Origin of the sequence: Cochlodiniinecator piscidefendens (assembly GCF_011326755.1) — a bacterium.
Classification (GTDB): Bacteria; Pseudomonadota; Alphaproteobacteria; order Rhodobacterales; family Rhodobacteraceae; genus Cochlodiniinecator; species Cochlodiniinecator piscidefendens.
Map to the genome: position 1 here is coordinate 19,341 of NZ_JAAOIE010000008.1, position 26,302 is coordinate 45,642.

A 26,302-nucleotide genomic window follows, 5' to 3' on the forward strand; every position below is an offset into this window, starting at 1 on the left:
AGCTAAAGCCCCGATTTGTTAGCAGCCAAATCCGGGGTCTTTTAAAAAGCGGAGAATATAGATGGACAGGTTCCCACCCGTCAGTGAGTTATTGAGTACCCTACGCCGCCACCTGTTGGTAGTTTGCGTTATCCTAATCGTGGGCGTTGTTGCATCTGTATTTTATGCGTTTAGCCAACCAAGGTTGTACGAAACTTCCGCAGTTATTCAGATTGAACAACCAAGCATACCTGATCCGACCGCAGCCGGATCAACCAACAGTGCCACTTTGCAGCTCTTGCAGATCATCGAGCAAAGGTTAATGGCACGGGACAATCTGATCCAAATCATCGAAAAATATGAGTTGTTCCCAGGTCAACCTTTGGGATCTCAAGTGTTGTTGGTTAGACAAGCGACAGCAGTTGAGCAAATTATCGATCCAAACTTGCGATGGCGATCTGATATCTCGCCAACGGCACTCTTGATAAGAGTAACCTACGGGGAGGCAGAAACAGCCGCGCAAATCGCGAATGAATTGGTGAATAACCTGCTCGAACAAACGCGCCAGCGCCGCACTCAACAAGTTGAAGAAACCCTCGCGTTCTTTGAAAGCGAAGAACTTAGGGTGGGTGATGCCATCGAAGCAATGAGCGATCAGATTGCCACGTTCAAAGAGATCAATGCACAGGTGTTGCCTGAGGGGCTCGCCTCTATTCGCACCCAGCTTCTGTCCCTAATTGAAACCGAATTGGAATTGGATCGTCAGATTGTAGAACTCAACAGCAACAGCTCTGAAAGCACTGTTTTTGCCAACCGACTAAGCCGTTTAGAAGATGAAAGATCCCTCATCCAAGAAAGACGCATTGGGCTGGAGCAACAACTTTCGAATGGGCCACAAGTCGAACGGGAATTAAATTCGCTCAACCGGTTCTTGCAGCAGCTCGAGGATCAGTTCCTAGTCATTACCCGCAATCGGGCAGAGGCGGAAATGGGCCAGATGCTGGATTCCAGTCATCAATCCCAGAATTTCCAAGTTCTTGAAACGGCGCTGGTCCCAGAATTTCCAATTTCTCCAAACAGGAAAAAACTGGTGGCCTTTGGTTTTATGGCAAGTTTGGCCATCGCGATTGGAGTGGTCTTCCTACTGGAGCTACGGAACCCTGTTCTGCGCACAGCAGGACAATTTGAACGCAATTTAGATATTCGTCCCATTGTCGCAATACCTGACATAACCCCTCAAAGAGCTATCGTGCAGTTCCGGCCGAGGTATTTGTATCTCATTGTTGGGATTCTGTGCGCTGTCATTTTATTAGGCATCGCAACGAGTATTTAAGAGAGCTGAGTTGAATTTTTCCGTGTAATTAGAATGTTCGCGTTCAAAAAACCTATCTTGATTCGAGCATTCTTAGTTAATTCAACCGAGAAAAATTGAAACAATAGTCGCGTTTCTGATAGGTCAACCAAAATATTGAAACAATTTACACCTCATAGTTGAGTCTTTTCAATTATTTCAGAGTGAATTAACCCTGATTTCGAAATTTATTCAATGATTTCAACGACCTTATCCTTTTGGATAGGGTCATTGGCATAGACTTGTAAACCACTATACGTCATATTTTAATCAAGTGATGAGTAATAAGGTGATCGTTAAATAGTGCTGCTGCTGCGTTAACTTGTTTCCCTTTGCGGGAAAATGTCTGCAAATTTGTTTCGCATAACCATAACAATCAGAGCCCCGTTTCATGGGTTCTGTTAGCATGCACAATTGATCGATCCCCTAAGCAAAAACTGGGGAACCGAAATGTCATATGAATCTGGTAGAGATTTTGTTGGTATTCGTGCATTTGAGACACGGCCATTTGGGGCCTATCGGCATGCACTTAAAAGAACATTAGACATTCTTTTTGTCTTGTTGGTCGCCCCTATCGCTTTGCTCATTCTGGGTGTTGCAGCCATTTTGGTAAAACGCGATGGCGCTTCTGCTTTTTATTGCCAAGAGCGCATTGGCCAAAACGGCACCATCTACAAGATGTATAAACTTCGCAGTATGGTCCCGAACGCTGACAACCTGCTAGAGCATCATCTGGAACAAAACCCCGAGGCCCGTAAAGAATGGGATCTTTATCAAAAGCTATCTCATGACCCACGGATCACACCAATTGGACGGATTTTACGCAAGTCATCCATTGATGAGCTACCTCAACTGTTAAACGTTCTTCTGGGTGATATGTCACTTGTTGGACCGCGCCCAATGATGCGGAACCAAAAAGACCTTTATCCCGGCGCAGCATACTATTCTATGCGTCCTGGTATCACCGGATATTGGCAGATATCTGAACGCAATGAATGTAGCTTTGCTGAGCGCGCATTGTTCGATACGAGCTACTATCGCGATCTGTCATTAAGAACCGATTTTGTTGTTTTGCTTCGTACAGTGTCGGTCGTGCTGCGTGGCACAGGCCACTAATCAAAGCATGGGCGGCCTACTCGTTCCGGGGGGAAACGAGGGGTCGCTCTACTATCCTTCCTTCGCATAGATTTCGCAGGTTCTGCGCCCAGCTTTTCCAGTTTAAATCCGTTTCGTAATATCTACGCGATGATCTGCAAAGCGCTTCATATTTTTCGCTATGCGACAAAACACTTTGAATCTGATCTGCGAACATCTCTGGCGTTGATCCAGAAGGCAAAGCAAACCCATTTACACCTTCGACTATTGGAATACCTCCCTGCCTGAGGCACAAAGAAGGCAATCCGTATGCCGAGGCTTCGCAAAATGCAAAGCCGTAGGATTCAAACGAGGGCATCAATAAAAAATGCGCCTGCTGAAAGAGGTTTTCAAATGTCTTCAACTCCTCTGGCTTTGACTTATCCAGCGAAGGGAAAACATGGACCGCCGCGTTCCTGTGAAAATCAGGCGGGGTACAGCCAACAACACTCAGCGTGGCATCTACCCCACGTGAAAGAAGGGCGTTAAGCGTTTCAAACGCCAGGAGACCACCCTTTGCAAACCAATCGCGCCCAACCAGTAAAAGCCGGACACCATTGTCCAGTCCACGGCTGCAACCCAATTGAGGTGCCGACATATTTGCACCCCATGGCACAACGACGGATTGCGCATCCTGTAAATCATAGAGATGATCAGCCTGTTCTTTCTGCCAATGAGACGGCCACAAATTTAGGTCATTGGCCTGAAATACTTTCCGCTCTGCCCTCAAAACCAATGGGTCAAACAAGCGAGAAACAGAAAGAAATGACCCGAAGGATGCCCCGACTTCGGATCTTTTATAGACCGTCGGAGTTGCATCAGCCGTAAACACACGCAACATCGGATAGGGTAATTTCAATCCGGCAAGCGATTGGAAACTGTAAGGGCAAAACAACATATCATAGCGTTCTTTGCCCAGTTCCCCAGCAACCTTTCTTGCAATCAGTCGCGAAAAGGCCAAGTGCAACCGCCACCGTAGTCGCAGGTTTAACGCGTCAGGCATTTCATGAATTGCGCGGCGCATCCATTCTAATGCCCCCCAATGATTACTCAGGACAGTGACATCGCCCACTTCGGACTGAAGGGCTTTAAAAATGCGGGCATTTCCACCTGAATAGGTCCAGTCCAACTCTGGCGAATGGTCACAAAGATACGCGATTTTCAAGGCCGACCCCTAAATCCATTTACCCAACCGTTTCAAAGACCCGCACTTGCGCGACCCTAAAAACACACCCTAACTTAGAATGCTCTTCTTTGAACCATCCTTACGACAGTCTTCATTGCCTTTGCTATACAATTGAAAATCGACCAAATCATGACGAATCTCTTTCAGAATACAAAAAGGTAGTACTGTCGGGTATGCCCAACACCATCGCATACATAATGCTTTTACTCTGGCCCCTCATAACGGTCGGGCTGTGGCGACAACTACCGCCAGCACGGGCATTGATATGGACAATGTTGGGGGCTTATCTTCTGCTCCCTCCCTTACCCACCAGCTTTGATTTTCCGCTACTACCGCCGTTTAACAAAAACACTATTCCGAATGTCACGGCGCTTTTGCTGTGTGTCGTTCTGTTGCCACAACGTACTCCACTCGTTCCACAGTCCCTTGCCGCGCGTTGCCTTTTGGCCGTTTTTATATTCTCGCCAATCTTTACGGTTTTAAACAACCCCGAGCCTTTGATATTCGGCGGCGAAGGTCTGCCCGGTCTTAAGGTCACAGACGCCCTTGCATTATGCATAAATCAGGCCATTTTGTTGGGTGGCTTTTTGTTGTCGCGCCCTTTGTTGAATTCAATCAATGCTCAGCGCGATTTGCTGGTCGCGTTGGTGATCGGCGCGTTATTTTACACATTACCAATCCTGATCGAAGTCCGCTTGAGCCCACAAATTAACACCTGGGTTTATGGATTTTTCCAACACGTCTTTAGCCAAACAATCCGAGCAGGTGGATTTCGACCCCTCGTTTTTCTAGAACACGGGATCTGGGTGGCGTTCTTTATTATGACAGCGCTCGTCGCTGCATTTATCCTGTGGCGCTCTGAGCCTCTGGCAAAGCGGACCCGTTATATTTGGGCCGTAGTACTGTTTTCAGTTTTGCTGATTTTATGCAAAACGTTAGGGCCGGTTATTTTCGTTGTTTTCCTTATCCCCGCAATCATATTGCTTCCAAATCGGACCCAAATTCGAATAGCCGCGGTACTTGCATTTTTTGCGATACTGTATCCCGCGCTAAAATCTGCAGACTTGGTGCCAACAAATACGCTACTTTCCCTTGCTCAAAAGGTCAGCGGAGAGCGCGCGTATTCTCTGCAATTTCGATTTGAGAATGAGGATTTATTGGCAGTTCGCGCCCGTGAAAAACCATTATTTGGGTGGGGAAGTTGGGGCAGAAACCATCTTCATGATCCTGTAACAGGTAGCATTTCAACTGTTTCAGATGGTCAATGGATCATAACTTTTGGCGTCTTTGGAATCGTCGGGTTTTTAGGCGAATTTGGCTTGCTGGCTTTACCGTTATTTTTGTTATGGCGAGAAACAAGGCACTTACCCAAGGGCGCTGTTTCACCCTACATAGGACCTTTATCGCTTTTGCTCGCAGTCAATCTAATCGACCTCATTCCAAATGCGACACTCACACCAATGACATGGTTGCTCTCTGGGGCCTTGCTTGGTCACGCAGAACTCTTGCGGCGCGGACGCACATTGAAACCATTAGATATCTACGGCGCCACTCCCGATACTCCAGCGCGGACACTCATTTGAATACGATCTCCCCTCCCCGTAAGCGCGTTCTCGTGATCGCTGAAGCCGCCAACCCGGAATGGGTGTCCGTCCCGCTGATCGGATGGGCGCTTGCGCGCGCACTTGGGCAGATCGCAGATGTGCATATCGTTACGCAAATCCGCAATCGCGATGCGTTTTTACGGGCAGGCCTAACCGAAGGGGAAGATTTTACCGCAATCGATTCCGAAGCCTTCGCCAAACCCCTTTGGGCCATTGGGTCTGCTTTGCGTATGGGCGAAGGCAAAGGATGGACTGCATTGCAGGCCGTTTCAGCCCTGTCCTATCCATATTTTGAACGGCTTGTTTGGAAACAATTCGGCGGTGCCATTCGCGCCGGTGAATACGATATCGTCCATCGGGTGACACCCCTATCCCCAACGATCAGCAGTCCCATCGCTGCAAAGTGCGCGCGTGCAAATATCCCATTTGTTCTTGGCCCTTTGAATGGTGGGGTTCCGTGGCCCAAAGGTTTTGACGCTGAGCGCCGTCAAGAGCGCGAATTTCTGTCATATGTCCGTGGGGTTTACAAAGCGCTCCCCGGTCGAAAATCCACTCTGCGCCATGCGGCCGCGATCATTGCTGGCTCCCATCACACCAAGGGTGAAATCCCGAATTTTGCCCAAGAAAAAAGCATCTACATCCCAGAAAATGCAATTGACCCCCTAAGGTTTTCAGCAACGAATAAGCCCACATCTGGTCCATTAAAAGCCAGCTTTATTGGTCGTATGGTTCCCTACAAAGGCCCTGATATGTTGTTAGAGGCTGCGGCACCACTGCTACAAAACGAACAGCTTACAATCGACTTCATCGGGGACGGCCCGATGATGGAAGCCCTTAAAAACCAAGCAAAACCTTTCGCGGGTGCCGTCACATTTCATGGATGGTGCGCCCACGAAGACGTGCAAAATATCACCGCCGCCTGTCAACTTCTATCGTTCCCGTCCGTTCGTGAATTCGGGGGCGGTGTTGTGCTTGAGGCGATGGCGCTCGGCATCGCGCCTTTAATCGTTGACTATGCTGGCCCAGCTGAACTGGTCACGGAAACAACAGGATTTAAAGTCCCCTTAGGGGCAAGGTCGGAAATAGTATCGGGCTTTCGCGATGCCTTAACACAACTCGCAGCCAACCCAGAACACGTCCGAACTGTGGGAGCTGCCGCAAAATTACGCGTTGCTGATCATTTTACGTGGACCGAAAAAGCCAACCAAATAGCCCAAATTTATGATTGGGCCCTTGGACACACAGACAAACCAACGTTCGACTTTTAAATTTCACGCGCAGGTATGCCAACAACAGTTGCGCCCACTGGGACATCTTGTGTCACAACTGCATTGGCCCCAATTTTAGCGTGGTCTCCAATGGTCAGCGGTCCAAGGATTTTGGCACCCGTCCCTATATCGACATGCCCACCAACCTTCACGGCGCCGGCAAGGGTAACCTGTTGGAAAATCATACAGTTAGGGCCTATCACACTATCCGGGTGAATAATTATCCCTGTCGGATGTGGCAGCCGCAACCCCCCGCTGATTTCCATATGCAGATGGATTTCACTTTGCGTCGCAACAGACCAGAACCAATGCACCAGCACCCAATACTTCGCGCAGATCTTTCCAAACACTCCGCCTGATTGCCGCGCTTTTTGATAGCTTCGAATACTCCGCAATAGCTTTGGCGCAGGGTCCCAAAAACGACGCGGTGCTTCCCGATGCCAATCTGGTTGGGTAGCACTGACATTTAAATCATCTGGATGCGGCTCCAAGCGATGTTCCTTTGTATAAATTTCCCTTAGCCTGTCTCACTTCTGCCGCAGGGGCAAGAGCGCCGAGAAACCGGGCCTTGACTGTCGCGCATGATCCACGCGTTATGGATGAAATCAAGGGTTTACAGGAAATTACATGACTTACCGCAAAGAAATAGATGGGCTGCGCAGTATCGCTGTGATGGCGGTTGTGCTATTTCACTTTTCTGTACCCGGAATTTCCGGCGGTTTTGTCGGCGTTGACATTTTCTTTGTCATTTCTGGTTTTCTCATCGGCGGCATTTTGTGGGACGAAATTTCCACACATTCCCGCCTTTCTCTGTCCCGATTTTATCAACGTCGCCTAAAACGTTTGGCCCCGGCCTACGTTGTCATGTGTTTGGTAACATTCGCGATTGGATGGCTGGTTCTTCTGCCATTTGAATTCCGAGAATTCGGGAAAGGGCTCATTGCGGCGACGCTCTATCTCTCGAATATCCTATTTTTTCGTCAGGCTGGATACTTTGACACCGCGTCAGAGGACAAAGCGCTCCTGCACACTTGGTCGCTTTCGGTGGAAGAGCAGTTTTATATTTTCCTACCCCTTTTGATGCTTTTGCTGCTCCGACACAGAAAGACTCTGCTTGGTTGCCTATGTTTCGCATTTGTCGCCTCGTTGGCCGCATCCATTTGGGCCACCTCAATCAATCAACCTGCCGCATTTTATCTATTTCCATTCCGTGCATGGGAACTGCTTGCAGGGGTTTTACTGGCGATCTGGGGGCGTGAAACACAAGCGAAATGGGACATTCACCCGTTATGGTCGTGGGCTGGAATTGCCTGCCTCGGTATGGGGATTCTGTTGATACAACCCAACGCAACCTTTCCCGGCATTTATGCATTGGCCCCGGTGGCGGGAACGGTTTTAATCCTCATAAACGGGGGAAACAAAAACCTCGTAAACTCAATCTTGTCCTCACGCCCCTTTGTGGCTGTTGGGTTGATATCTTATTCGCTTTACCTTTGGCATTGGCCTGTCGTGGTCCTGTCACATACTTATTTTGGCGAACCGTCCAACGTAGGTGAAACACTGGGCTGGTTAATGCTATCCATTGTGCTCGCGACGATCAGTTGGCGCTATGTTGAAAACCCAATACGCCACGCAAAATCTCTATCACCCCACCTGATATTTTCCAGCGCGGCAATAGCATCAGTTACACTATGTGCGCTCGGGGCCGCCTTATACGTGAAAAATGGCGTGATTGATCGTTTTTCCGACACTGCCCAAATCCACATTCGCGCCACCCAAGATTTTTTACAAGATTGGAGTCGCTGCGACACTGCCAACGATGGCCCCCTTACAGGGATAGAGATTTGCGCAATCGGTCCCGAGGGTCAAACTCCCGAGGTATTGGTATGGGGGGATTCCCATGTTCGCGCCTTTCGCGAAGGGCTTGATTTAGCCGCACATGAAAACGGAGTCGCCGGGCTCTTGATATGGCGTGCTGGTTGTCCTCCTTTTTTCAATATCCAAAAAACGGAATCTGCTGCAACACCATCGGAGGATGCAAGCTGTACAGATGCGAACGCCCGCATAGAGCATGTGTTCAACACCTACGACACAATTGAACGTGTGATGCTGATTGGTCGATGGTCCTATTATGCTGAAGGTACCGGCATTGGGAATGACGCCCACAATACAATAAGCCTAGAACCCCATTTTGGCACAGCCTTTGACACGACCCTTTCCGCGCTGCAAAGCTATGTTTCAGACGTGTTTATCTTGCGGCAAGTCCCCGAACTCCCCAACTACGATTCACGGAATGTCGCCCAAGCGCTGGCGCACAGGCGCGCCGTTACAGCTGATCAGCTAACGGCGACAGAATCCGCACTCGCAGAGCGCATTGCCTCAAGCGATCCACAACTTCAATCAGCCGCACAAGCCGATACAGTCACACTAATTGATCCTCAACCGATCCTTTGTGAAAACGGATGCAACGCCATTCAAAATGGTTCCGGCTATTATTTTGACAACAATCACATCACAAATACTGCTGCCTTAAGCTTACGTCATCTGTTTACGCGTTTCTTTACAGGTTCAGACGAATGACCACAGCCAGCGATAAGATATGGGACGTTATCGTTATTGGTACCGGAATAGGTGGCGGTACAATTGGACGTGCCTTAGCCGAGGCAGGTCTTTCGGTCTTGTTCTTAGAAAAAGGTAAGAAGGGCTTGCGTTGCGAGCAAAATACTTTGCGGCACGATGTATGGGATGCAACGGCGCGGGCAACGCGCGGGTATTGGCCAAAACCGATGAAGGCCAAAGTCAACGGCATAGAAACCGAATTCTTCGCGCCACTTGGTGCCGGGGTTGGGGGCTCTTCTGTGTTTTATGCGGCGGCGCTTGAATGTCCTGAGCCCCACGATTTAGACGATACCGCGAAAATCAAACACCCTACTGGGGGATGGCCAGTCTCTTATGCTGAGTTCGCTCCATATTTCCGCAAAGCGCAAACCCAATACCACATCAATGGGACGCCAGATCCGCTATCAAAACAGCCTACTACATTAGAAAACCCGCCTGCCCCAACTGAGGGTGAAACCGCTTTATTTGCTGCGCTAAAATCCAAAGGCCTGCACCCCTATCGTGGCCATATGGCGATAAAGAACGTTGAAGATTGCCAGAGTTGCCTAGGGTTCAAATGCCCGAAAGCGTGCAAAATGGATGGGCGATCCGCCGGGGTGGAACCTGCGCTTGCCACCGGACATGCAGAACTACTGGATGAATGTGACGTGACCCATATTCACAGCAGTTCGGATCAGGTTAGCCATATTGCCGCCATGCACAAAGGCACCGAAGTTTCTTTGCGCGCGCGGCGGTATATCCTGTCGGCTGGTGCGCTTCGTTCGCCTCATTTATTATTGAAATCACGCAACGGACACTGGCCAGATGGGTTGGGAAATACCAACGGGTTGGTCGGTTGCAATCTGATGTTTCACCTCAACGAAATGTTTGCGCTGAGGCCGAAGGGCGCAAGTGTAGGCACTTCAAAGGCAATCGCCCTGCGCGATTTATACACACACAACGCCACACGCCTTGGCATGATCCAAGCCTTGGGCATAGAGGCCTCTTATGGGGAAATCGTTCATTATCTCAATATGATATATGATCGCTCCTTTTTACGCCGCCTCAAAGGACTGCGCCATCTCACCCGATTGCCCGCTGCCATCGCAACAAAACTCTTTGGTAGCGCGAGTCTGTTTGTCGGTATTTTCGAAGACCTGCCCTACCCCGAAAACCGAGTCATTCTGGACCAGAACCCAGATACGATCACACTCGAATATCGCTTTCACCCTGAACTCATGGCCCGGCGCAGCTTGTTTAGAAAACAGATCAAAACCCGTTTGCGGGGATTAAAACCCTTTTTTCTGTCCCATCAGCCTGAATTGAATTTTGGCCACCCTTCTGGCACCTTGGTTTTCGGACATGATCCACGTAGCAGCGTTTTGAATGCCCAATGTCGATTGCACGGGGTTAAAAATCTTTATGCGGTTGACGCCTCATTCATGCCAACCTCTATGGGCGTTAATCCAAGTCTAACCATTGCGGCCAATGCACTTAGGGTTGCTGCGCACCTTATTGATGAATTGAAGGTATCGGATGATTGACCTTAGAAACGGAATTGCTGTTGTAACGGGCGCCAGCTCTGGACTGGGCCGTGCGCTTGCAATTGAATTGACGCTACAAGGTGTGCGCGTGGCGGGTATTGGTCGGCGCAACGAAGCCCTCATTGAAACGCAAAAGCTTGCGCAAAGCGGGTTATTCACCCCCGTTGTTGCAGATGTATCCGATCCAAATGAATTAAAGTCGGCCTTTGATACGGTCATTTCAGACCTCGGCGCTATCACCATCCTAATCAATAACGCCGCAGTTTACCCGCATCGCGACTTTTTAGATGAAACGCCCGAAAGTTATGCCCAAACCGTTGCTATCAATCTGGGTGGGACCGTCAATGCAACACATGCAGCGCTGCAATCCATGACAGGTACCGGAATTGGGCGAATTATAAATGTCTCCAGTTTTGCCGATATCGCGCCGCTTCCTGCCTCCGGGGCATACAGTGTTTCCAAAGGAGCACAGCGCATTTTTACCCGCGCGCTGATAGCAGATATTTCTGACAGGTTTCCTGATATTGTGGTCAACACTTGGATGCCCGGCATGTTGGCCACCGACATGGGGTTGGCAACTGGCTTGTCCCCTACCCAAGCCGCAAAGTGGGGTGCGAAACTCGCGCTTTGGCATGATCGTAGCCTGAGCGGAACAACCTTTGAAATGGACCGCGAACTCCCTGAACCTAGATCACTGAAACGCCGCATCCGGGATAAAATTCTACGCAGCGGGCCAAAGTTACGTCACTTATAACGCTGTCTCAATGCTCGTAAAAAATGTCCGGGTAGAATCACAACGCATTTGAAATAGCGCCCGAACAAACGCTTTGGATTAGATAGAAGCCGCCACAACCATTCAATTGCCAGTTTTCGCACCCATTTAGGGGCGCGTTTTTGCTCACCTGCCAGAAAATCAACACCTGCACCAATGGACGCAAATCCGATTTGTGGGGATAATCTTCGCCCACGTGCGGCAAATATTTCCTGCTTTGGTGCACCAAGTGCCACAAGACATAATCCCGCCCCAGACGCGTTCAGCGCATCAAACATGCCGGCAGCATCAGATCCTTCGGGGTCAAATCCAAACTTTGGCGCAATCTTGCAAACCACCTGGCACCCTGCCACGCGCGTTTCCAAATGCTCCGCTGCTGCATCCAACACCTGCTCTGTACTGCCAAGCAGCGCGATAGACACCCCAGCCTGTGTGGCATGTTCAACCAAGGGCAAGACCAGATCAGCACCGGGAAGCAAATCAACAGGTTCACCCGCCACACGAGAAATCCAAACGATCGGATTTCCGTCAGCAACAACCAAATCCTGGGCACAATAAGCCGCATGAAATTCCGCTGAATCACGCAGCTTCACCAGATGATCCAAATTCAACGTCGCCAAGGCAAAGCCTTCGCCCGCCTGAAACCGATGATCAACCTCAGTCCAAAGCTCGGATTGCGTCGCAACATTTACTGAAATTTTACGTGCGCCTGCTGTAAATTCCACTTGGGCCTCCGTCAAAGTTGGCTTGGCTTAACACGATTGCCAGTGACCAACACGAATTTCTTGCATCTCACTGGAATTCTTTGGGCTTTTCGCTATAGTTTTGCCACAATTTTAAGGGAAGAAGTCCCTCACAAGAGGATTTTATGACCGCATTTTATATCATCGGCTGTGGCTTCGTGGCGGACCTATATATGAGGTCATTCGCCCTCTATTCAGATGCAAAAATTTCCGCAGCTTTTGATCAAGACCCTGACAGGCGGGTGGCTTTTGCAAAGCATTGGGATGTTTCGACGGTTGATAGTCTTGAGACACTTTTTGAATGCGCTCAAAACGACGAAAACGCTATTTTTCTCAACCTTACGAACCCGGATGCGCATTTCGAATTAAACAAACTTATCCTTGAGGCTGGGTTTCATTGCTACTGCGAAAAACCGCTCGCAATGGATATGACCGATGCTCAATCGCTTTACGCACTTGCCGACGACAGAAAACGCCTGCTTGCCTCGGCCCCTTGTAGTTACTTGGGCGAAGCCGCGCAAACGTTAGCCAAAGCTGTTCGTGACAACATCGTCGGAATACCGCGCCTAGTCTACGCGGAACTGGACGATGGATTTATACCGCAGGCCCGCTATCACGACTGGATCAGTGAATCGGGCGCACCATGGCCTTACAAGGATGAGTTCAATGTGGGATGCACATTGGAACATGCCGGGTATTATCTGACGTGGCTTATCGCAATGTTTGGTCCGGTCAAACAGGTTGTCGCCGCTTCCGCAGCACTAATCCCTGACAAACCCGGCCCGACTGACACACCCGATTTTTCAACCGCGACGTTGTTTTTCACTGATGGCATGGTTGCACGCTTAACCTGTTCAATTGTCGCCCCCCACAATCACCAAATTCGCGTTATCGGTGAAAATGGTGTCTTGGCGGTAAAAAAAGCGTGGGACAACGCAGCGACGGTCAAATTTCACCGACGGTTTAACCTGCGTAGGCGGTTGTTAGAACATCCGTTCGGTAAGCGCGTTAAAGTCAGCGGCCCAACCCATCCTCAGGTGACGCGCAAAGGCGCTGCGGCTATGAACTTTGCGCTCGGCCCAATCGAAATGCGTGACGCAATACGCGAAAACCGCCCCTGCCGTATGGCTGCGGATTTTGCCCTTCATGTGAATGAGATCACATTGGCGATCCAGAACTCTGGTGCACATTCTGGCGCTTTGACCATGCAAACCTCATGCCAGCGACCAGATCTCATGGACTGGGCCAAATGAAAAAAATCCTGATCACTGGGGCCTCTGGGTTTATCGGAAAGTACACTGTCAAAATGGCACGCAAACGTGGCCATGACGTTATCGCTGTTGTTCGCAACCCAGAAAGCATCCCGCCGGAATGGGCCGACGATCAGAAAATCGCACCGTTGGTTGCCGATTTGGCGAACGGGCCTGCTCCCTTTCCTAAGGTAGACGCCGTCATTCACGTGGCTGCGTCTCTATCGTCAAACCCTGCGCGCCAACAAAGAGACACGCATTCAGCCACCAAAGGTTTAATCGAAGCCATTCAAGGCCAACCCATCCTCGTTTTGGTCAGTTCGATCGCGGTCTACCCCGCGAATGCACTACACATTGACGAAAGCTGCCCTGTTGAGCCAACCCCCACACTACGAGACACCTATTGTCAGAGTAAAATAGCCCAAGAAGCCTTGGTTCAAAGACTGTATTCCGGCCCCATTCACATCATGCGCCCTGGTGCTGTTTTTGGCCCCAGTCGGCTATGGAACAGCCATATCGGTGTGGGGTTAGGACCAATATTAGTTCGCCTATCAAAACATGGAACAGTTCCCACCTGTTATGTAGAACACTGTGCTCAAGCATTGGTAATTGCAGCGGAGCAAAGCGGCCTGCAAAATGACATCACAAATGTCATTGATGATGACCGACCAACCCGAGCCGATTTTTTGCACACCATGCAAACTACAAACTGGCCGCGGATTATCATCCCATTTTCATGGAAACTTCTGCTGGCATTAGCACATATTCTCCCCCAATCGTTACCTCTTCCGGGTATCCTCAGACCTGCAACCTTACGGGCGCGTTATCAAAGCGTAACTTATGACACGCAAAAATTGCATGCCATGGGATGGAAACAAACCCATAGCTTTGAAAAGGCTTTTGCCGAAAGCGGGGGATCAGATGACAGATCATAAAATTGCATATCTCACTGGGGAATACCCGCGTGCGACGGATACGTTCATCCAGCGCGAAGTCGCTGGCTTGCGGGCAACCGGCCTTACCGTTGAAACATGTTCTATCCGCGAAACAAGCCTTGAACATCTGGTCGGCGAGGAGCAAAAATCCGAAGCCACACGCACCTTTCACGTCCTAAAAGCCGCCTTATCGCCGCTCACATTATTGCGCAGCCACCTGTCCAACATGCGTCGGAATCCGCGACGCTGCTTTTCTGCCTTTGCATTGGCGCTGAAAACCCGTCAACCGGGGATGAAGGGGCTGCTATATCAAATGGTATATCTTGCCGAGGCAAGCGTACTGGCAAGACACATGCACCGCAAAGGGATCACCCATCTACACAACCACATCGCCATGGCCAGCGGCACTGTTGCGATGCTGGCCAGTGAAATCTCAGGCATTCCTTACAGCTTTACCCTGCATGGCCCTGATATTTTTTATGAGGCGCATCGTTGGCGGTTGGATGAAAAATTGAAGCGCGCGCAATTTGTTGCTTGTATCAGTCATTTCGCGCGCTCCCAAGCCATGAGCTTTGCATCGTCGGAAAACTGGAGCAAATTTCACATCGTGCATTGCGGCGTTGACCCTGACCGTTATCAAAACACCCGCGAGCGGAGCGGCCAAAACCTACTGTTCGTGGGCCGCCTTGCTGCCGTCAAAGGGTTGCCTGTGTTGTTTGAGGCACTTGATCAACTGCGCCCAACACACCCAGACCTGACCGTTACCCTCATCGGTGATGGTGCCGAACGCACCGCGTTGGAAAAGACTGCACCAAGCAACGTAAAATTTGTCGGATATAAATCACAATCCGAGGTGGCGCAGGCTTTAGAAGCGCATGATATGCTCATCCTGCCCAGCTTTGCTGAAGGACTTCCTGTGGTGCTGATGGAAGCCCTAGCCTCAGAGATGCCTGTTGTTGCAACGCGTATCGCGGGTGTGTCTGAACTGGTGGATGACGCAATGTTGGTAGCCCCCGGTGATGCGCAACAACTTGCCCAGCGTATCAAAGACCTGCTGCATAACCCGGTTCACGCCACCGCATTGGCCAAACAGGGGCGTGCTAAAGTTCTAAAAGACTTTGATGCCGCGAAAGAAGCAAAGTGGCTTAGCCAAATCATCATCGACCACCACAACCACAAAACACCCGGGCTACGGCCAGAGGACAAGTAATGAGTATCGGAATTGTATTAATCGGCCGCAACGAAGGGAACCGTTTGGCGCGCGCCTTAGACGTGATATCACACATCGCTGTCCCTATGGTTTATGTAGATTCAGGTTCTACAGACCAAAGCGTCACCACAGCCCGTGCGGCAGGGGCAAATGTTGTAGAATTGCGCGCCGACCTTCCTTTTACAGCAGCCCGTGGCCGCAATGCCGGGTTTGAGGCATTGATGAAAATCAACCCCGACATCGAATTCGTGCAGTTCATCGACGGGGACTGTGTGTTATCAAAAACATGGCTGAGCGCAGCAAAAGCAGCTTTGATAGAAAACCCCGACCTTGGGATCGTGACAGGTTGGCGTTCGGAGGTGAACCGCGCCTCTAGCATCTATAACGCCATGTGTGACTTTGAATGGTATCGCCCGGCTGGCGAAATCCTGACGTGCGGCGGCGATATGATGGTTCGCGCTGAAGCCTTTGACGAGGTAGGTGGCTTTGATCCAACTGTGATCGCCGCAGAGGACGATGAATTTTGCATTCGCATCCGCAATGCTGGGTGGAAAATTCGCCGCCTTCCAGAAGACATGACATTTCACGATGCCGACATGACACAATTTTCGCAATGGTGGCAACGCGCCATTCGTAGCGGCCATGGCTTTGCCCAAGTGGGCGCAATGCACCCGCCCTATTTTCAACGTGAGCGACGCCGTGTTTGGATTTTTGCAGCGCTATTGCCGCTCTTTGCCCTCATTTTTCTAACACTAAGCCCTATCTTTTTAATTTTCCTGCTGGGTGCTTATGTTCTTTCATACCTACGCACGGTCCAAGGGCTTATACAAAACGGGCTACCCCTGCCCGAGGCTTTGCATCACGGATTGTATCTGCTGATTTCCAAATTTCCAAACCTCATCGGCATGCTCATATTCACAAAGCGGCAACGCCAAGGCCATAAAATGAACATCATTGAGTATAAATAACGCATCATAATTTGACGAATAGGTTTTCTAACGTGGCTAAAGAATTGATCAGAATTGGGCTTGTCGGTGCTGGGTATATTGCAGATTGGCACGCTGACGCGATCCGTATGACGGATGGCGCAAGTGTTGCAGCCATCTGCGATCCCGCCTTGGGCGCGGCGCAGGCGCTCGCTGCTAAACACGGCGCTCCCACGTTTTCCTCTTTAGAAGACCTTATTCAATCTGGCACCTGCGATGCAGTTCATATCCTTACACAACCTCCTTTGCATAAACCTCTCGCGATTGAGGCGTTGCAGGGTGGATTACATGTGTTGGTCGAAAAACCAGTGGCCCTGTCGGCATCTGACGTCACCGAAATAAACCAAGCCGCCGCAGCGGCAGACCGTTGTTTTTCAGCCGGTCACAATTTCATGGGCACCCCCGGATATCAGCGCCTAAAAGCTGCCAAAGATGCTGGCGATATTGGGCGCATCACATCCGCAGAGTTTAACTGGCATTTTCCTCTGGCCCCTTTGCGGTCTGGGCCATTTGGCCTGTGGTTATTGCAAGACACCAAAAATCTGTTGCTCGAGCTCGGCCCACATTTGTTTGGCTTTGCCGTCGATCTGTTTGGTCCGCTTAACATCGAACACCTTAGCATCGGCAAACCGATTACACTGCCGGGTGGGGCAGAACGACCGCAATCTTGGCGGGTCATCGCACGTGCGGGGGATGTTGATATCACCATCAATCTTTCGCTTGTTGAAACAATGGACGACAGGTCAGTCACTGTACGCGGAAGCACGGGCATTGCCCGGCTTGATTATGCGTCAGATACATTAACTATAAACGCTGAAAATTCGTCCGATATTGTTATGAACCCACTGCGGCGCCAGCTTTCGCTGACAGGTCAGGATCTGCGCGAAGGGATCGTAAACGCCGCGCGCCAAACTGTATCCCTTAATCGTAAATCCGCCTATGCGCTTAGTTTTCAAGGAATGGTCAAAAGCGTTAGCGAGAGCCTGCGCCATGGTCGCCCAATTGACCCGAGGTTTTCCGGGGAATCCGCACAGACGGTTATGCACGCCATCGACGACACGCTCGCCTTTTTGCCAAAACAGCCGGACCCTGTGCATACGCAGAGCCGCGCCCCAAATCCCAGCGTGTTGGTGATCGGCGGCACCGGATTTATTGGCAAACGCCTGACCGAAATGCTGGTCGAACGTGGCCATGATGTTCGCGTGCTTAGTCGTGGTCGCAAAGGTCCGTTTGAGCATCTCACCGACCGCGTGGAAATCATGCAGGCGTCGCTCAAAGATCGCGCTGCGTTGGTTCAGGCCATGCAAGGCTGTGACGCCGTTTATCATCTAGGCAAGGCGTTAGAAGACACGTGGGAGGCCTGCCTAGAAAACGACGTTGGAGTGACCATCAATGTTGCAGAGGCCGCTATTGAGGCCGGTGTCAAACAATTCGTCTACACTGGCACAATTGCATCATATGACATGTCCGATCCGGCCCATCACATTACTGAAAACACCGGGTTTTCACAGGATATGACGGATCGAAACCTCTATGCGCGCTCAAAGGCTAAATGCGAAGAAGAGCTGCTAAAAATGCATCGCGATCGTGGTCTGCCACTCGTGATTGCGCGACCTGGCATTGTAGTTGGCCAAGGCGGCCCGCTCCAGCACTGGGGTATTGGACGCTGGCATGGTGCCGGTGCGGTTCGTATTTGGGGACCCGGCAAAAACACGCTTCCTTTTGTGTTGATTGACGATGTTGCCGAAGGGCTCATTCGAATGATCGAAGTGCCCGAAGCGATCGGACAGTCCTTTAATTTGATCGGCGAACCCATGCTGACCGCACGAGATTACTTTAACGCCATTCATAATACGCTTGGCGCACGGATCAAAGTATCGCCCGGTTCACTTCATGTGTTTTTTGCAGCCGATACTGTCAAACATCTACTCAAGAAATATGCGCTGCGGCGTACAGGATTGGATCGTGCATCGCTCAAGGACTGGAAATCTCGCGCGCATTTTTCGCCGTTTGACAATCAGCTTCCGAAAAAAGTGTTGGGATGGGCCCCCGAACCAGATCGCCGCAAATTTATCGACGCAGCCATTGTTGATGCAAATCTGTTAGGTTTTTAGGCCAAATCCCAAGCGGCCATCATTTTGCCGAATTCATTTGGTAAATGCTGTGTGTAACAAAAGGTTCAGTATGTCAGATCAAAGCGCCTCCAAATCCCCCGAAGACCTCAGCCAAGAGCTGCGGTCAGCTGCGTTGACTGTTGTCGATGCGTGGGATGGTTTAGACACTGTTACCTTAAACGCCAAAATTCTTGAGCAATCTTTGGTGATAAGCGCCTCACGAGAACACCCGGCCAATAAGTCCTTTGATATTTTACGCACACGGCTGTTGCAGCTTTTGGCGGATCGAGGCTGGAACAGAATTGCGATTACGTCTCCGACGCAGGACTGCGGTAAAACTTTTGTAGCAACCAACCTCGCGATGAGCATTTCCCGACGCGAAAGCATCCGCACGGTTTTAATAGATCTCGATCTGCGCAATCCAAGTTTAGCCAAAGTGATGGGTGTCGAAGACACTATAAAAATCAGTGATTATTTGACTGGCCATCTCACACCCGAAGAGTATTTTCTGCGTGTCGGGCCAAATTTAGTTGTCGGGTTAAACGCAGAAACAGTTGATGCGCCAGCAGAGATGCTACAGGAAAACATGACGGGCGATGTATTGGACGAAATGTTAGATACATTACTGCCTGATGTCGTTCTGTATGATCTGCCCCCTGCCCTTAGCAATGATGATGTATTGTCATTCTTGCCCAACATTGACGGCGTTCTATTAGTCGCCAGTGGATCTATGACAACCGCCAGAGAAATCAGAGATGTCGAATTGATGTTAGGTGGAAAAAAACCCCTTATCGGGGTTGTTCTTAACAAAGCCGAAGATGGCTAAAAAGCCGGCGGCGCGCCTGCACCGCCGACCTGTTTCATAGATTTACAGGGGCGCCCGTCTCAAGCGAAAGCGCGGCGGCATCTGCCAATATCTGCGCTTGTAAGCCATCATGGATGCTCGGCGCTGGAGGTGTTCCAGCCAAAACGCTGTCCACAAAATGCGCCATCTCAACTGAATACGCCGCCTGGTATCTTTCTAAAAAGAAATGCTGAGCAGGCGCTTTTGCAAACCCGTCTGCCGTTGCCATTTCAACATTGTTTTCAAGTAAATTTTCAGCGCGCAACATCCCCTTAGATCCGTGCACCTCTAGCCGTTGATCATAGCCGTAGGTAGCGCGACGGGAATTGGAAATTTGGCAAATCCGACCACTCGCTGTTGTCAAAGTCACCGCAGCCGTGTCCACATCACCTGCTTTGCCAATCTCGGGATCAACCAAAGAAGACCCAACAGCAAATACCTGGGTAATCTCTTCGCCCAGCATAAACCGCGCCATGTCAAGATCGTGGATCATCATATCGCGAAACAACCCACCAGAGCTTTTGATGTATTCAACCGGCGGGGCGGACGGGTCACGAGATAGGATCGTCAGAATCTCAACATCCCCGATGTCCCCTGCCCGAATAGCCGCCTGAATATGGGCAAAGTTCGGGTCAAACCGGCGATTGAACCCCGTCAGAAATGCGACGTTGTTTTCTTCGACCACTTTGATGCAATCACGAATGCGATCAGCAGACATATCCACCGGTTTCTCGCAAAAAATCGCTTTGCCCGCACGCGCGCTTTGGTGGATCAAATCGTAATGTGTGTCGGTTGGCGTCCCGATAACAACAGCGTCAATCGCGGGGTCAGCGATAATCTGCTCTGTCGTGGACACTTGCGCATTGTGCGATGCCGCCAAGGCTTCGGCTGCGGCTGGGAACGCATCAGAAACCGCCGAAACACGCGCGTTGGCCAGCCCAGCGATTGATCCTGCATGCACCTGACCAATACGACCGCATCCCAGAATTCCGATATTTAACATAGTTCTATCCCAGTTTGGGGGCACCAAAGGCGCGCAATACATTTCGGGTTGCCGCAACAACCGGATCGTGGGTTTCTTTTAGAATTGTGACACGATCAAACCGCTTTGGATCACGGTTCACGGCATCACGCATCGCATGACCAAACGCCATCCGCAACTCTGTTCCGATGTTGAATTTGCACACGCTTGAGTTTTTAGCGAGCAACGTACGTTGATCAACGGGCACACCCGATCCGCCATGAATAACCAGCGGAATATCGGTTACAGCTTCAATCGCGCGGATGCGATCAATGTCTAGACCACCTTCTTTGTCCTGCTGCAAGTGGACGTTGCCAACGGAAATAGCCATGGCATCAACGCCACTTTCAACCGCGAATTTAGCAGCCTCCGCAGGATCTGTCCCGGCGGAATTCTCACCCCCAGAATATCCAACAAACCCAATTTCGCCTTCGCAAGAAATGCCAGCCGCATGGGCCATTTCTGCAATGGCGGCGGTTTCATCAATATTTTGCTGAAGTGGTTTGCGAGACCCGTCAAACATCAAAGACGTAAATCCACTATCGAGCGCCATTTTGCAGTCTTCAAAGGTGTACCCATGATCCAAATGCGCCACCACTGGCACCGAAGCGTTTTCGGCCAAATGGCGAAACATCTTTCCCAAAATCGGCAATGGCGTGTGGTCACGACAGCTTGGCCCGGCTTGCAAAATCACTGGGCAGCCTTCGGCCTCAGCCGCGGCAACATAGGCGCGCATTTCTTCCCAACCAAGGGTCACAAGACCCGCTACCGCATACCCGTTTTTAAGCGCGGGTTGCAAAACATCAGCAAGTGTCGCAAGCGTCATTTGAATTTCGCGATCATGTCTTTGATGCCTGGAATTGTCTCAAGTTGCGCGGCATGTGATGGCTGAAAATACTGCACCAACGACCGCTGGCTTAACCCGCCGAGGATTGTGAAATAGTACATTTCATAACCCGGAAGCACAGCACAAGGGTGATAACCTGCATCTAGGCATATCGTCGATCCATCAACGATATGGTAGGCATCACCGGGTTTGCCATCTTCGCGTTGCAACATCTGCACGCCAGACCCATAATTCGGGCGGAACCGGAAATTATAGGTTTCATCATGACGCGTCTCATCCGGTAGACGGTCAGTGTCGTGTTTATGGCTTGGGAAGCCTGACCAGCCGCCCTGCCCCACAGTATAAAGTTCGCTGACCAGCAACCGCCCGACTTTGTCGTGTTGTTTTTGGCCCAAAATGTGTTTGATTTTGCGATGCGTTTTAGTGTCATCAGACCCGTATTGCACCAGATCAATACCATCGGCGCGTACATCAAACGGATCAAGTACCTTATCGTATTTCGCACCGGCGATGAAAACTTCGGTTGTGTCAGATTTACCAACGATTGTGGCTTTGGCACCGACGGGAACATAAACGCCTTCGGGTTCGCCATCCCAAACATCAACGCCACGACCACCTAAATTTTCAAAGGCCATGCCTTCGATATCGACATCAACAGTGCCTGTCGCAGGCACGATACAGGTTTCATACCCCGGCACCTGATATTCAAACGCTTCACCCTGTTTTAGCTTCACGATATTGAAATAATTTAACGGAACAGTTTCGCTTTCGACATCAACGATGGGTTTGTTTTCATTATTATAAGGGGCGATATGCATGTTCGGTCCTTTCAGACTTCTGTTGGGCCGGGGTGGGAGGAAAGGAATTCCTCCAACTCAGCAGTTGTGGGCATTGCAGGGGCACAGCCAACACGGCTGACGACCATTGAGGCACAGGCCGACCCGCGCAAAACGGCGTCTTTCAGTTCATGCCCTGCGGCCAGTGAGGCAATAAACCCACCCATGAAACTGTCACCAGCCCCAGTTGGTTTAAGCGCCGTGACCGGGTAAATCCCCGTTCGGAATTCCGTGTCAGGTGTGATGGTGATGGCACCCTCTTCGCCCATTTTATAAACGACGATCTTGGCTGTTGTTTGCGCCAGTTCGCGCGCTTTATCTAACCCTTTGTCGTAATCCCCAGCCATAAAGCCAAATTCAACGTCATTGCCGATGATCACATCACATAGCGCCGCTGCGCGTGAATATGTCTCTGCTGCATCTTCGGCTGATGGCCATGAATACGGGCGGTAATCGACGTCGAAAATCAGTGGAATACCGGCGGCCTTCGCCAGATCAAACGCGTGAAACGCAGCATCGCGTGACGGTTGTGCAGCGAACACTGTCCCGGTGGTGATCAGCGCCCCAAACGATTTGTATTCAACCTCAGCCACATCTTCGAGCGTCATCTGGAAATCAGCGGCATCATTGCGGTAAATCACCGATTGATGATCCTCAACCCGCGTTTCCACTACGGCAAGTGATGTGCGCACTTCGCCTGTGACGGATTTAACGTGGTCGCGGTTGATCCCGTATTTATCAAGCTCATTCAACGCAAAACGACCAACAGCATCATCCGATACACTGGTCACCAGCGCGGTTTTGCCGCCATGTTTGGTGATTGCCACGCCGATATTTGCGGACGATCCACCAAGACAACTAAAGAACTGCGTCGCCTCTTCGGTTTTCGTGCCGGGGGGATCAGGGTAAATATCCATGCCCGCGCGACCGACAATCACAAAGGTGTTTGAAGACAGATCCATCTTTACACCCCTTTACGTTGTTTGCTGCGGCTGGCTTCCCAATCGGTATGGGCGGCGCGCACTTTGTCATTGTCAGTGATATGCGGTGTTCCAACCTCCCACCAAGTGTGACCTTCTGTGGTCCAGCCTTCATAGGGGTCGACCTTCATGCAGATAACATAGGTTTTGTCGCTCGCTTTTGCGCGGGCAAAGGCAGCAGCCATTTCGGTTGGATTGGCAACGGTTTCCGCCGCAGCACCCATAGATGCGGCGTGCGCCTCAAAATCAACTGCAAACGGTTCGGGGATGGTCGGGCAATCTTCCAACAGGTTGTTAAAGCTTTCGTTGCCCGTGTTGTTTTGCAGTTTATTGATGACCGCAAAGCCACCATTATCAAGCACACAGATGATCATTTTCTTACGGCTTAGAACCGAAGAATAAATATCTGAATTCATCAGCATATAGGCCCCGTCCCCGACGAAAACGATAGTGTCTTTGTCAGGCTCACGCTCGGCCTGGGCAATCCGCGCGCCCCAGCCGCCAGCTATCTCATAGCCCATGCAGGAAAATCCGAATTCCACATCAACCGTACCAACATCAAGTGTACGCCAGTTCGCAGTCACCTCAGCAGGCAGACCACCTGCCGCAGCAACAACGCGATCGCGCGGATCGCACAATTCGTTCACAACACCAATCGCCTGCGCATAAGAATTGGGTCGATTACCTAATGCGGTGTTTTCAGAAACGTAGGCGTCCCATTTGACGCGCAATGCCTGCGCCTGTTCTGTCCAAGCCGGCGGGCTTGCATAACCTTTGGCCGCAGCGGCTAACTGACCAAGCGCCTTTTTCGCGTCTCCAACAACAGGCATCGACCGATGTTTAGCCGCATCATGGCGTGCCGCGTTGACCGAAATAAACTGCGCATCTTTGGCAAACGCTGTCCAAGACCCCGTCGTAAAATCCTGAAGCCGGGTGCCAACCGCAACAATCACATCCGCCTGCTCAGCGATTGCATTTGCACTGTCAGATCCAGTGACGCCAATCGGGCCAATGTTCAAAGGATGGGTCGCCACCATGTTTGCCCGGCCCGCAATAGTTTCCACAACCGGAATTTGCGTTTCCTCGGCAAAAGCGGTCAGCTCAGCCACTGCGCGTGAATATTGTACACCGCCCCCGGCGATGATCATTGGGCGCTCGGCAGTTTTCAGCGCTGCGACTGCATCCGCGATTTCCGCATCGTCCGGGGTAATCCGGCGAATGCGATGCACTTTCTTTTCAAAAAACTCAGCCGGATATTCATATGTCCAACCTTGGACATCCTGCGGCAATCCCAAAAAGGCTGGACCGCAATCTGCGGGGTCCATCATTGTCGCCAAGGCCGCTGGCAAAGATTGGATGATCTGCGCCGGATGAGTGATCCGGTCCCAATAGCGGCTAACCGGTTTAAACGCATCATTCACGCCAAAGGTTGGATCGCCAAAGTTTTCCATCTGCTGTAAAACAGGGTCAGGCAAACGGGTTAAAAACGTATCGCCGCACAACATCAACATCGGCAGTCGGTTTGCATGCGCCAATGCAGCTGAGGTCAAAAGGTTAGATGTGCCCGGCCCCGCGCTTGCAGTGCAGAACATAAAACGCTGACGTAACCATTGTTTAGAGTAAGCCGCCGCGGCAAACCCCATGCTTTGTTCGTTTTGCCCGCGATACAGTGGCAACTCAGTGCGGTGGTCGTGCAAAGCCTCACCCAGACAAGTGACATTCCCATGCCCAAAGATGCCAAAACCGCCGCCGCACAGCCGCATTTCTTCACCGTCAATTTCGATAAACTGATTGGCAAGGTACCTAATAATCGCCTGCGCGGTGGTCAGAGTGAATGTGGGTGTGGCCATCGTATTTTGCATCCTCTTACATCAAAGCACCCTGTTGGGTATTTCGATTCTGTCTTGCACTGTTTCGATTCTAAAGATACTAATTTTGCAACCGGTTGCAAATTGATTTTCACAAAGGACGCACAATGGGTGAAATTGGCATAGGGATTCTTGGCGGTGGGTACATGGGCAAAGCGCATGCTGTTGCCATGTCTGCTGTTGGGGCCGTTTTCAATACCGCGCTGCGTCCGCGCCTTGAAATGGTGTGTGCCAGCAGCGATCAATCCGCCGAGCAATACCGCACTGCCTTTGGCTTTGCACGCGCAACATCCGATTGGCGCGTCTTGGTCAACGACCCCAAGGTTGACGCCATCGTCATAGCGACCCCGCAAGAAATGCACCGCGACATCGTAGAGGCCGCAATGGCCCTGAAAAAACCTGTGTTGTGCGAAAAACCGATGGGCGCATCCCTGGATGATAGCCGCGCCATCGCTGATGCGGCCGCCCGTAATGGCACCGTAAACATGGTTGCCTTTAACTACATCCGCACCCCCGCGTCCCAATATGCACGCCAGCTGATTGCAGACGGTGAAATCGGCGATGTCACATGGTTTCGTGGTGAACATACCGAAGATTTCTACGCCGACCCATCCGCCCCCGCAACTTGGCGCACCACTGGCGAAGCGAACGGCACCATGGGCGATCTAGCGCCTCATATGGTCAACGCGGCACTTGCCCTGATCGGACCCATCAAATCAGTGATCGCCGAGGTTGAAACCGTGCACACCACCCGGCCCGGCGGGGACGTAACCAACGACGACCAAGGTCAATTGATGTGCCGATTTGAAAACGGTGTGATGGGGCAGATGTTCTTTAGTCGGATCGCAACTGGTCGCAAAATGGGATACGCCTATGAGGTCACCGGAACCAAGGGCGCCATCCGTTTTGATCAAGAGGACCAAAACGCCATATGGCTTTACCGCATGGACGGCCCAGAAGCCGAACGCGGGTTTCGTAAGATCCTGACAGGCCCCGCGCATCCGGATTACCTGCCGTTTTGCCAAGGCCCCGGTCACGGCACAGGGTACCAAGACCAGATCATTATCGAAGCGCGCGATTTTTTGCACGCCATTCACACCAACACTTCGGTGTGGCCAACCTTCAACGATGGGGTTGCCGCAAACCAAGTCATAGCCGCTGCAGTGGAATCGTCGCGTACGAAATCATGGCAGACCGTACAAACATTCTGACCATTTGAAAGGCCTCACAGA

At 51.0% G+C, this 26,302-nt stretch carries 22 protein-coding genes; 14 read left to right on the forward strand and 8 right to left on the reverse strand.

What is annotated here, in order from left to right:
• Nucleotides 1–61 precede the first annotated feature (61 nt).
• Nucleotides 62–1,312: a GumC family protein gene (locus G9C99_RS15945; protein WP_166418525.1), complete on the forward strand. Its 1,251-nt coding sequence runs from the start codon at nucleotides 62–64 to the stop codon at nucleotides 1,310–1,312.
• A 468-nt stretch (nucleotides 1,313–1,780) separates the two neighbouring features.
• Nucleotides 1,781–2,446, forward strand: coding sequence for a sugar transferase (locus tag G9C99_RS15950; protein WP_166418526.1), 666 nt, complete (start codon nucleotides 1,781–1,783; stop codon nucleotides 2,444–2,446).
• A 16-nt stretch (nucleotides 2,447–2,462) separates the two neighbouring features.
• Here the strand turns inward: G9C99_RS15950 and G9C99_RS15955 are convergent, their stop codons facing one another.
• Complete coding sequence (locus G9C99_RS15955; protein WP_166418527.1) at nucleotides 2,463–3,629, reverse strand: glycosyltransferase family 4 protein; 1,167 nt, start codon at nucleotides 3,627–3,629, stop codon at nucleotides 2,463–2,465.
• A 218-nt stretch (nucleotides 3,630–3,847) separates the two neighbouring features.
• Here G9C99_RS15955 and G9C99_RS15960 point away from each other — a divergent pair, with 218 nt between their 5' ends.
• Nucleotides 3,848–5,233: a hypothetical protein gene (locus G9C99_RS15960; protein ID WP_205859871.1), complete on the forward strand. Its 1,386-nt coding sequence runs from the start codon at nucleotides 3,848–3,850 to the stop codon at nucleotides 5,231–5,233.
• Complete coding sequence (locus G9C99_RS15965; protein WP_231704102.1) at nucleotides 5,230–6,522, forward strand: glycosyltransferase family 4 protein; 1,293 nt, start codon at nucleotides 5,230–5,232, stop codon at nucleotides 6,520–6,522. The genes G9C99_RS15960 and G9C99_RS15965 overlap by 4 nt, the downstream gene beginning before the upstream one ends.
• Here the strand turns inward: G9C99_RS15965 and G9C99_RS18520 are convergent.
• Nucleotides 6,519–7,013, reverse strand: a complete 495-nt coding sequence (locus G9C99_RS18520; protein ID WP_231704103.1) for a serine acetyltransferase — start codon at nucleotides 7,011–7,013, stop codon at nucleotides 6,519–6,521. The genes G9C99_RS15965 and G9C99_RS18520 overlap by 4 nt on opposite strands.
• Nucleotides 7,014–7,149: 136 nt before the next feature.
• On the opposite strand from G9C99_RS18520, the gene G9C99_RS15975 reads away from it, so the two are divergent.
• The 3 genes from G9C99_RS15975 to G9C99_RS15985 are packed head-to-tail and all read left to right on the forward strand — an operon-like array spanning nucleotide 7,150 to nucleotide 11,418.
• Nucleotides 7,150–9,102, forward strand: coding sequence for an acyltransferase family protein (locus G9C99_RS15975; RefSeq protein ID WP_166418529.1), 1,953 nt, complete (start codon nucleotides 7,150–7,152; stop codon nucleotides 9,100–9,102).
• On the forward strand, nucleotides 9,099–10,664 hold the full coding sequence (locus tag G9C99_RS15980) for a GMC oxidoreductase (RefSeq protein WP_166418530.1): 1,566 nt from the start codon (nucleotides 9,099–9,101) through the stop codon (nucleotides 10,662–10,664). Before G9C99_RS15975 ends, G9C99_RS15980 begins: the two co-directional genes overlap by 4 nt.
• Nucleotides 10,657–11,418 (forward strand): SDR family NAD(P)-dependent oxidoreductase, encoded by a 762-nt coding sequence (locus G9C99_RS15985; RefSeq protein WP_166418531.1) that lies wholly within the window; start codon nucleotides 10,657–10,659, stop codon nucleotides 11,416–11,418. Before G9C99_RS15980 ends, G9C99_RS15985 begins: the two co-directional genes overlap by 8 nt.
• Here the strand turns inward: G9C99_RS15985 and G9C99_RS15990 are convergent.
• Nucleotides 11,409–12,161 carry a WecB/TagA/CpsF family glycosyltransferase gene (locus tag G9C99_RS15990; protein ID WP_166418532.1) on the reverse strand — a complete coding sequence of 251 codons (753 nt, stop codon included), beginning with the start codon at nucleotides 12,159–12,161 and terminating at the stop codon, nucleotides 11,409–11,411. The two genes, G9C99_RS15985 and G9C99_RS15990, sit on opposite strands and share 10 nt — an antisense overlap.
• 143 nt (nucleotides 12,162–12,304) lie before the next feature.
• On the opposite strand from G9C99_RS15990, the gene G9C99_RS15995 reads away from it, so the two are divergent.
• From G9C99_RS15995 to G9C99_RS16020, 6 genes are all read left to right on the forward strand, one after another.
• A complete protein-coding gene (locus G9C99_RS15995; RefSeq protein ID WP_166418533.1) occupies nucleotides 12,305–13,432 on the forward strand; it encodes a Gfo/Idh/MocA family protein in 1,128 nt (375 codons plus the stop codon).
• Nucleotides 13,429–14,364 (forward strand): NAD-dependent epimerase/dehydratase family protein, encoded by a 936-nt coding sequence (locus G9C99_RS16000; RefSeq protein WP_166418534.1) that lies wholly within the window; start codon nucleotides 13,429–13,431, stop codon nucleotides 14,362–14,364. Before G9C99_RS15995 ends, G9C99_RS16000 begins: the two co-directional genes overlap by 4 nt.
• On the forward strand, nucleotides 14,351–15,574 hold the full coding sequence (locus G9C99_RS16005; protein WP_166418535.1) for a glycosyltransferase family 4 protein: 1,224 nt from the start codon (nucleotides 14,351–14,353) through the stop codon (nucleotides 15,572–15,574). The genes G9C99_RS16000 and G9C99_RS16005 overlap by 14 nt, the downstream gene beginning before the upstream one ends.
• Nucleotides 15,574–16,542 (forward strand): glycosyltransferase, encoded by a 969-nt coding sequence (locus G9C99_RS16010; RefSeq protein ID WP_166418536.1) that lies wholly within the window; start codon nucleotides 15,574–15,576, stop codon nucleotides 16,540–16,542. The genes G9C99_RS16005 and G9C99_RS16010 overlap by 1 nt, the downstream gene beginning before the upstream one ends.
• Nucleotides 16,543–16,574: 32 nt before the next feature.
• Nucleotides 16,575–18,674, forward strand: coding sequence for an NAD-dependent epimerase/dehydratase family protein (locus tag G9C99_RS16015; RefSeq protein ID WP_331460021.1), 2,100 nt, complete (start codon nucleotides 16,575–16,577; stop codon nucleotides 18,672–18,674).
• A 70-nt stretch (nucleotides 18,675–18,744) separates the two neighbouring features.
• Nucleotides 18,745–19,500, forward strand: coding sequence for a CpsD/CapB family tyrosine-protein kinase (locus tag G9C99_RS16020; protein WP_166418537.1), 756 nt, complete (start codon nucleotides 18,745–18,747; stop codon nucleotides 19,498–19,500).
• A 34-nt stretch (nucleotides 19,501–19,534) separates the two neighbouring features.
• Here the strand turns inward: G9C99_RS16020 and iolG are convergent, their stop codons facing one another.
• From iolG to iolD, 5 genes are read right to left on the reverse strand one after another with little or no spacing between them, the layout of a single operon-like run.
• On the reverse strand, nucleotides 19,535–20,521 hold the full coding sequence (gene iolG / locus G9C99_RS16025) for an inositol 2-dehydrogenase (protein WP_166418538.1): 987 nt from the start codon (nucleotides 20,519–20,521) through the stop codon (nucleotides 19,535–19,537).
• A 4-nt stretch (nucleotides 20,522–20,525) separates the two neighbouring features.
• Nucleotides 20,526–21,365: a class II fructose-bisphosphate aldolase gene (locus G9C99_RS16030; protein WP_166418539.1), complete on the reverse strand. Its 840-nt coding sequence runs from the start codon at nucleotides 21,363–21,365 to the stop codon at nucleotides 20,526–20,528.
• On the reverse strand, nucleotides 21,362–22,204 hold the full coding sequence (locus tag G9C99_RS16035) for a 5-deoxy-glucuronate isomerase (RefSeq protein WP_166418540.1): 843 nt from the start codon (nucleotides 22,202–22,204) through the stop codon (nucleotides 21,362–21,364). Before G9C99_RS16035 ends, G9C99_RS16030 begins: the two co-directional genes overlap by 4 nt.
• An 11-nt stretch (nucleotides 22,205–22,215) precedes the next feature.
• On the reverse strand, nucleotides 22,216–23,184 hold the full coding sequence (gene iolC / locus G9C99_RS16040; protein WP_166418541.1) for a 5-dehydro-2-deoxygluconokinase: 969 nt from the start codon (nucleotides 23,182–23,184) through the stop codon (nucleotides 22,216–22,218).
• Between the two features lie 2 nt (nucleotides 23,185–23,186).
• Nucleotides 23,187–25,052, reverse strand: coding sequence for a 3D-(3,5/4)-trihydroxycyclohexane-1,2-dione acylhydrolase (decyclizing) (gene iolD, locus G9C99_RS16045; RefSeq protein ID WP_166418542.1), 1,866 nt, complete (start codon nucleotides 25,050–25,052; stop codon nucleotides 23,187–23,189).
• Nucleotides 25,053–25,177: 125 nt separating this feature from the next.
• On the opposite strand from iolD, the gene G9C99_RS16050 reads away from it, so the two are divergent.
• On the forward strand, nucleotides 25,178–26,281 hold the full coding sequence (locus G9C99_RS16050) for a Gfo/Idh/MocA family protein (RefSeq protein ID WP_166418543.1): 1,104 nt from the start codon (nucleotides 25,178–25,180) through the stop codon (nucleotides 26,279–26,281).
• The last annotated feature ends 21 nt before the right edge of the window (nucleotides 26,282–26,302 follow it).

Excerpts from the sequence above, each read along its gene's own strand:
- G9C99_RS16005 (WP_166418535.1), top strand. The coding sequence starts at position 14,351 with ATGACAGATCATAAAATTGCATATCTCACTGGGGAATACCCGCGTGCG.
- G9C99_RS16050 (WP_166418543.1), top strand. The coding sequence starts at position 25,178 with ATGGGTGAAATTGGCATAGGGATTCTTGGCGGTGGGTACATGGGCAAA.
- G9C99_RS15985 (WP_166418531.1), top strand. The coding sequence starts at position 10,657 with ATGATTGACCTTAGAAACGGAATTGCTGTTGTAACGGGCGCCAGCTCT.
- G9C99_RS16035 (WP_166418540.1), bottom strand. The coding sequence starts at position 22,204 with ATGCATATCGCCCCTTATAATAATGAAAACAAACCCATCGTTGATGTC.
- G9C99_RS15980 (WP_166418530.1), top strand. The coding sequence starts at position 9,099 with ATGACCACAGCCAGCGATAAGATATGGGACGTTATCGTTATTGGTACC.
- iolG (WP_166418538.1), bottom strand. The coding sequence starts at position 20,521 with ATGTTAAATATCGGAATTCTGGGATGCGGTCGTATTGGTCAGGTGCAT.
- G9C99_RS16000 (WP_166418534.1), top strand. The coding sequence starts at position 13,429 with ATGAAAAAAATCCTGATCACTGGGGCCTCTGGGTTTATCGGAAAGTAC.
- G9C99_RS15950 (WP_166418526.1), top strand. The coding sequence starts at position 1,781 with ATGTCATATGAATCTGGTAGAGATTTTGTTGGTATTCGTGCATTTGAG.
- G9C99_RS16020 (WP_166418537.1), top strand. The coding sequence starts at position 18,745 with ATGTCAGATCAAAGCGCCTCCAAATCCCCCGAAGACCTCAGCCAAGAG.
- iolD (WP_166418542.1), bottom strand. The coding sequence starts at position 25,052 with ATGGCCACACCCACATTCACTCTGACCACCGCGCAGGCGATTATTAGG.
- G9C99_RS15960 (WP_205859871.1), top strand. The coding sequence starts at position 3,848 with ATGCTTTTACTCTGGCCCCTCATAACGGTCGGGCTGTGGCGACAACTA.
- G9C99_RS15995 (WP_166418533.1), top strand. The coding sequence starts at position 12,305 with ATGACCGCATTTTATATCATCGGCTGTGGCTTCGTGGCGGACCTATAT.
- G9C99_RS16010 (WP_166418536.1), top strand. The coding sequence starts at position 15,574 with ATGAGTATCGGAATTGTATTAATCGGCCGCAACGAAGGGAACCGTTTG.
- iolC (WP_166418541.1), bottom strand. The coding sequence starts at position 23,184 with ATGGATCTGTCTTCAAACACCTTTGTGATTGTCGGTCGCGCGGGCATG.
- G9C99_RS15975 (WP_166418529.1), top strand. The coding sequence starts at position 7,150 with ATGACTTACCGCAAAGAAATAGATGGGCTGCGCAGTATCGCTGTGATG.
- G9C99_RS16030 (WP_166418539.1), bottom strand. The coding sequence starts at position 21,365 with ATGACGCTTGCGACACTTGCTGATGTTTTGCAACCCGCGCTTAAAAAC.
- G9C99_RS15945 (WP_166418525.1), top strand. The coding sequence starts at position 62 with ATGGACAGGTTCCCACCCGTCAGTGAGTTATTGAGTACCCTACGCCGC.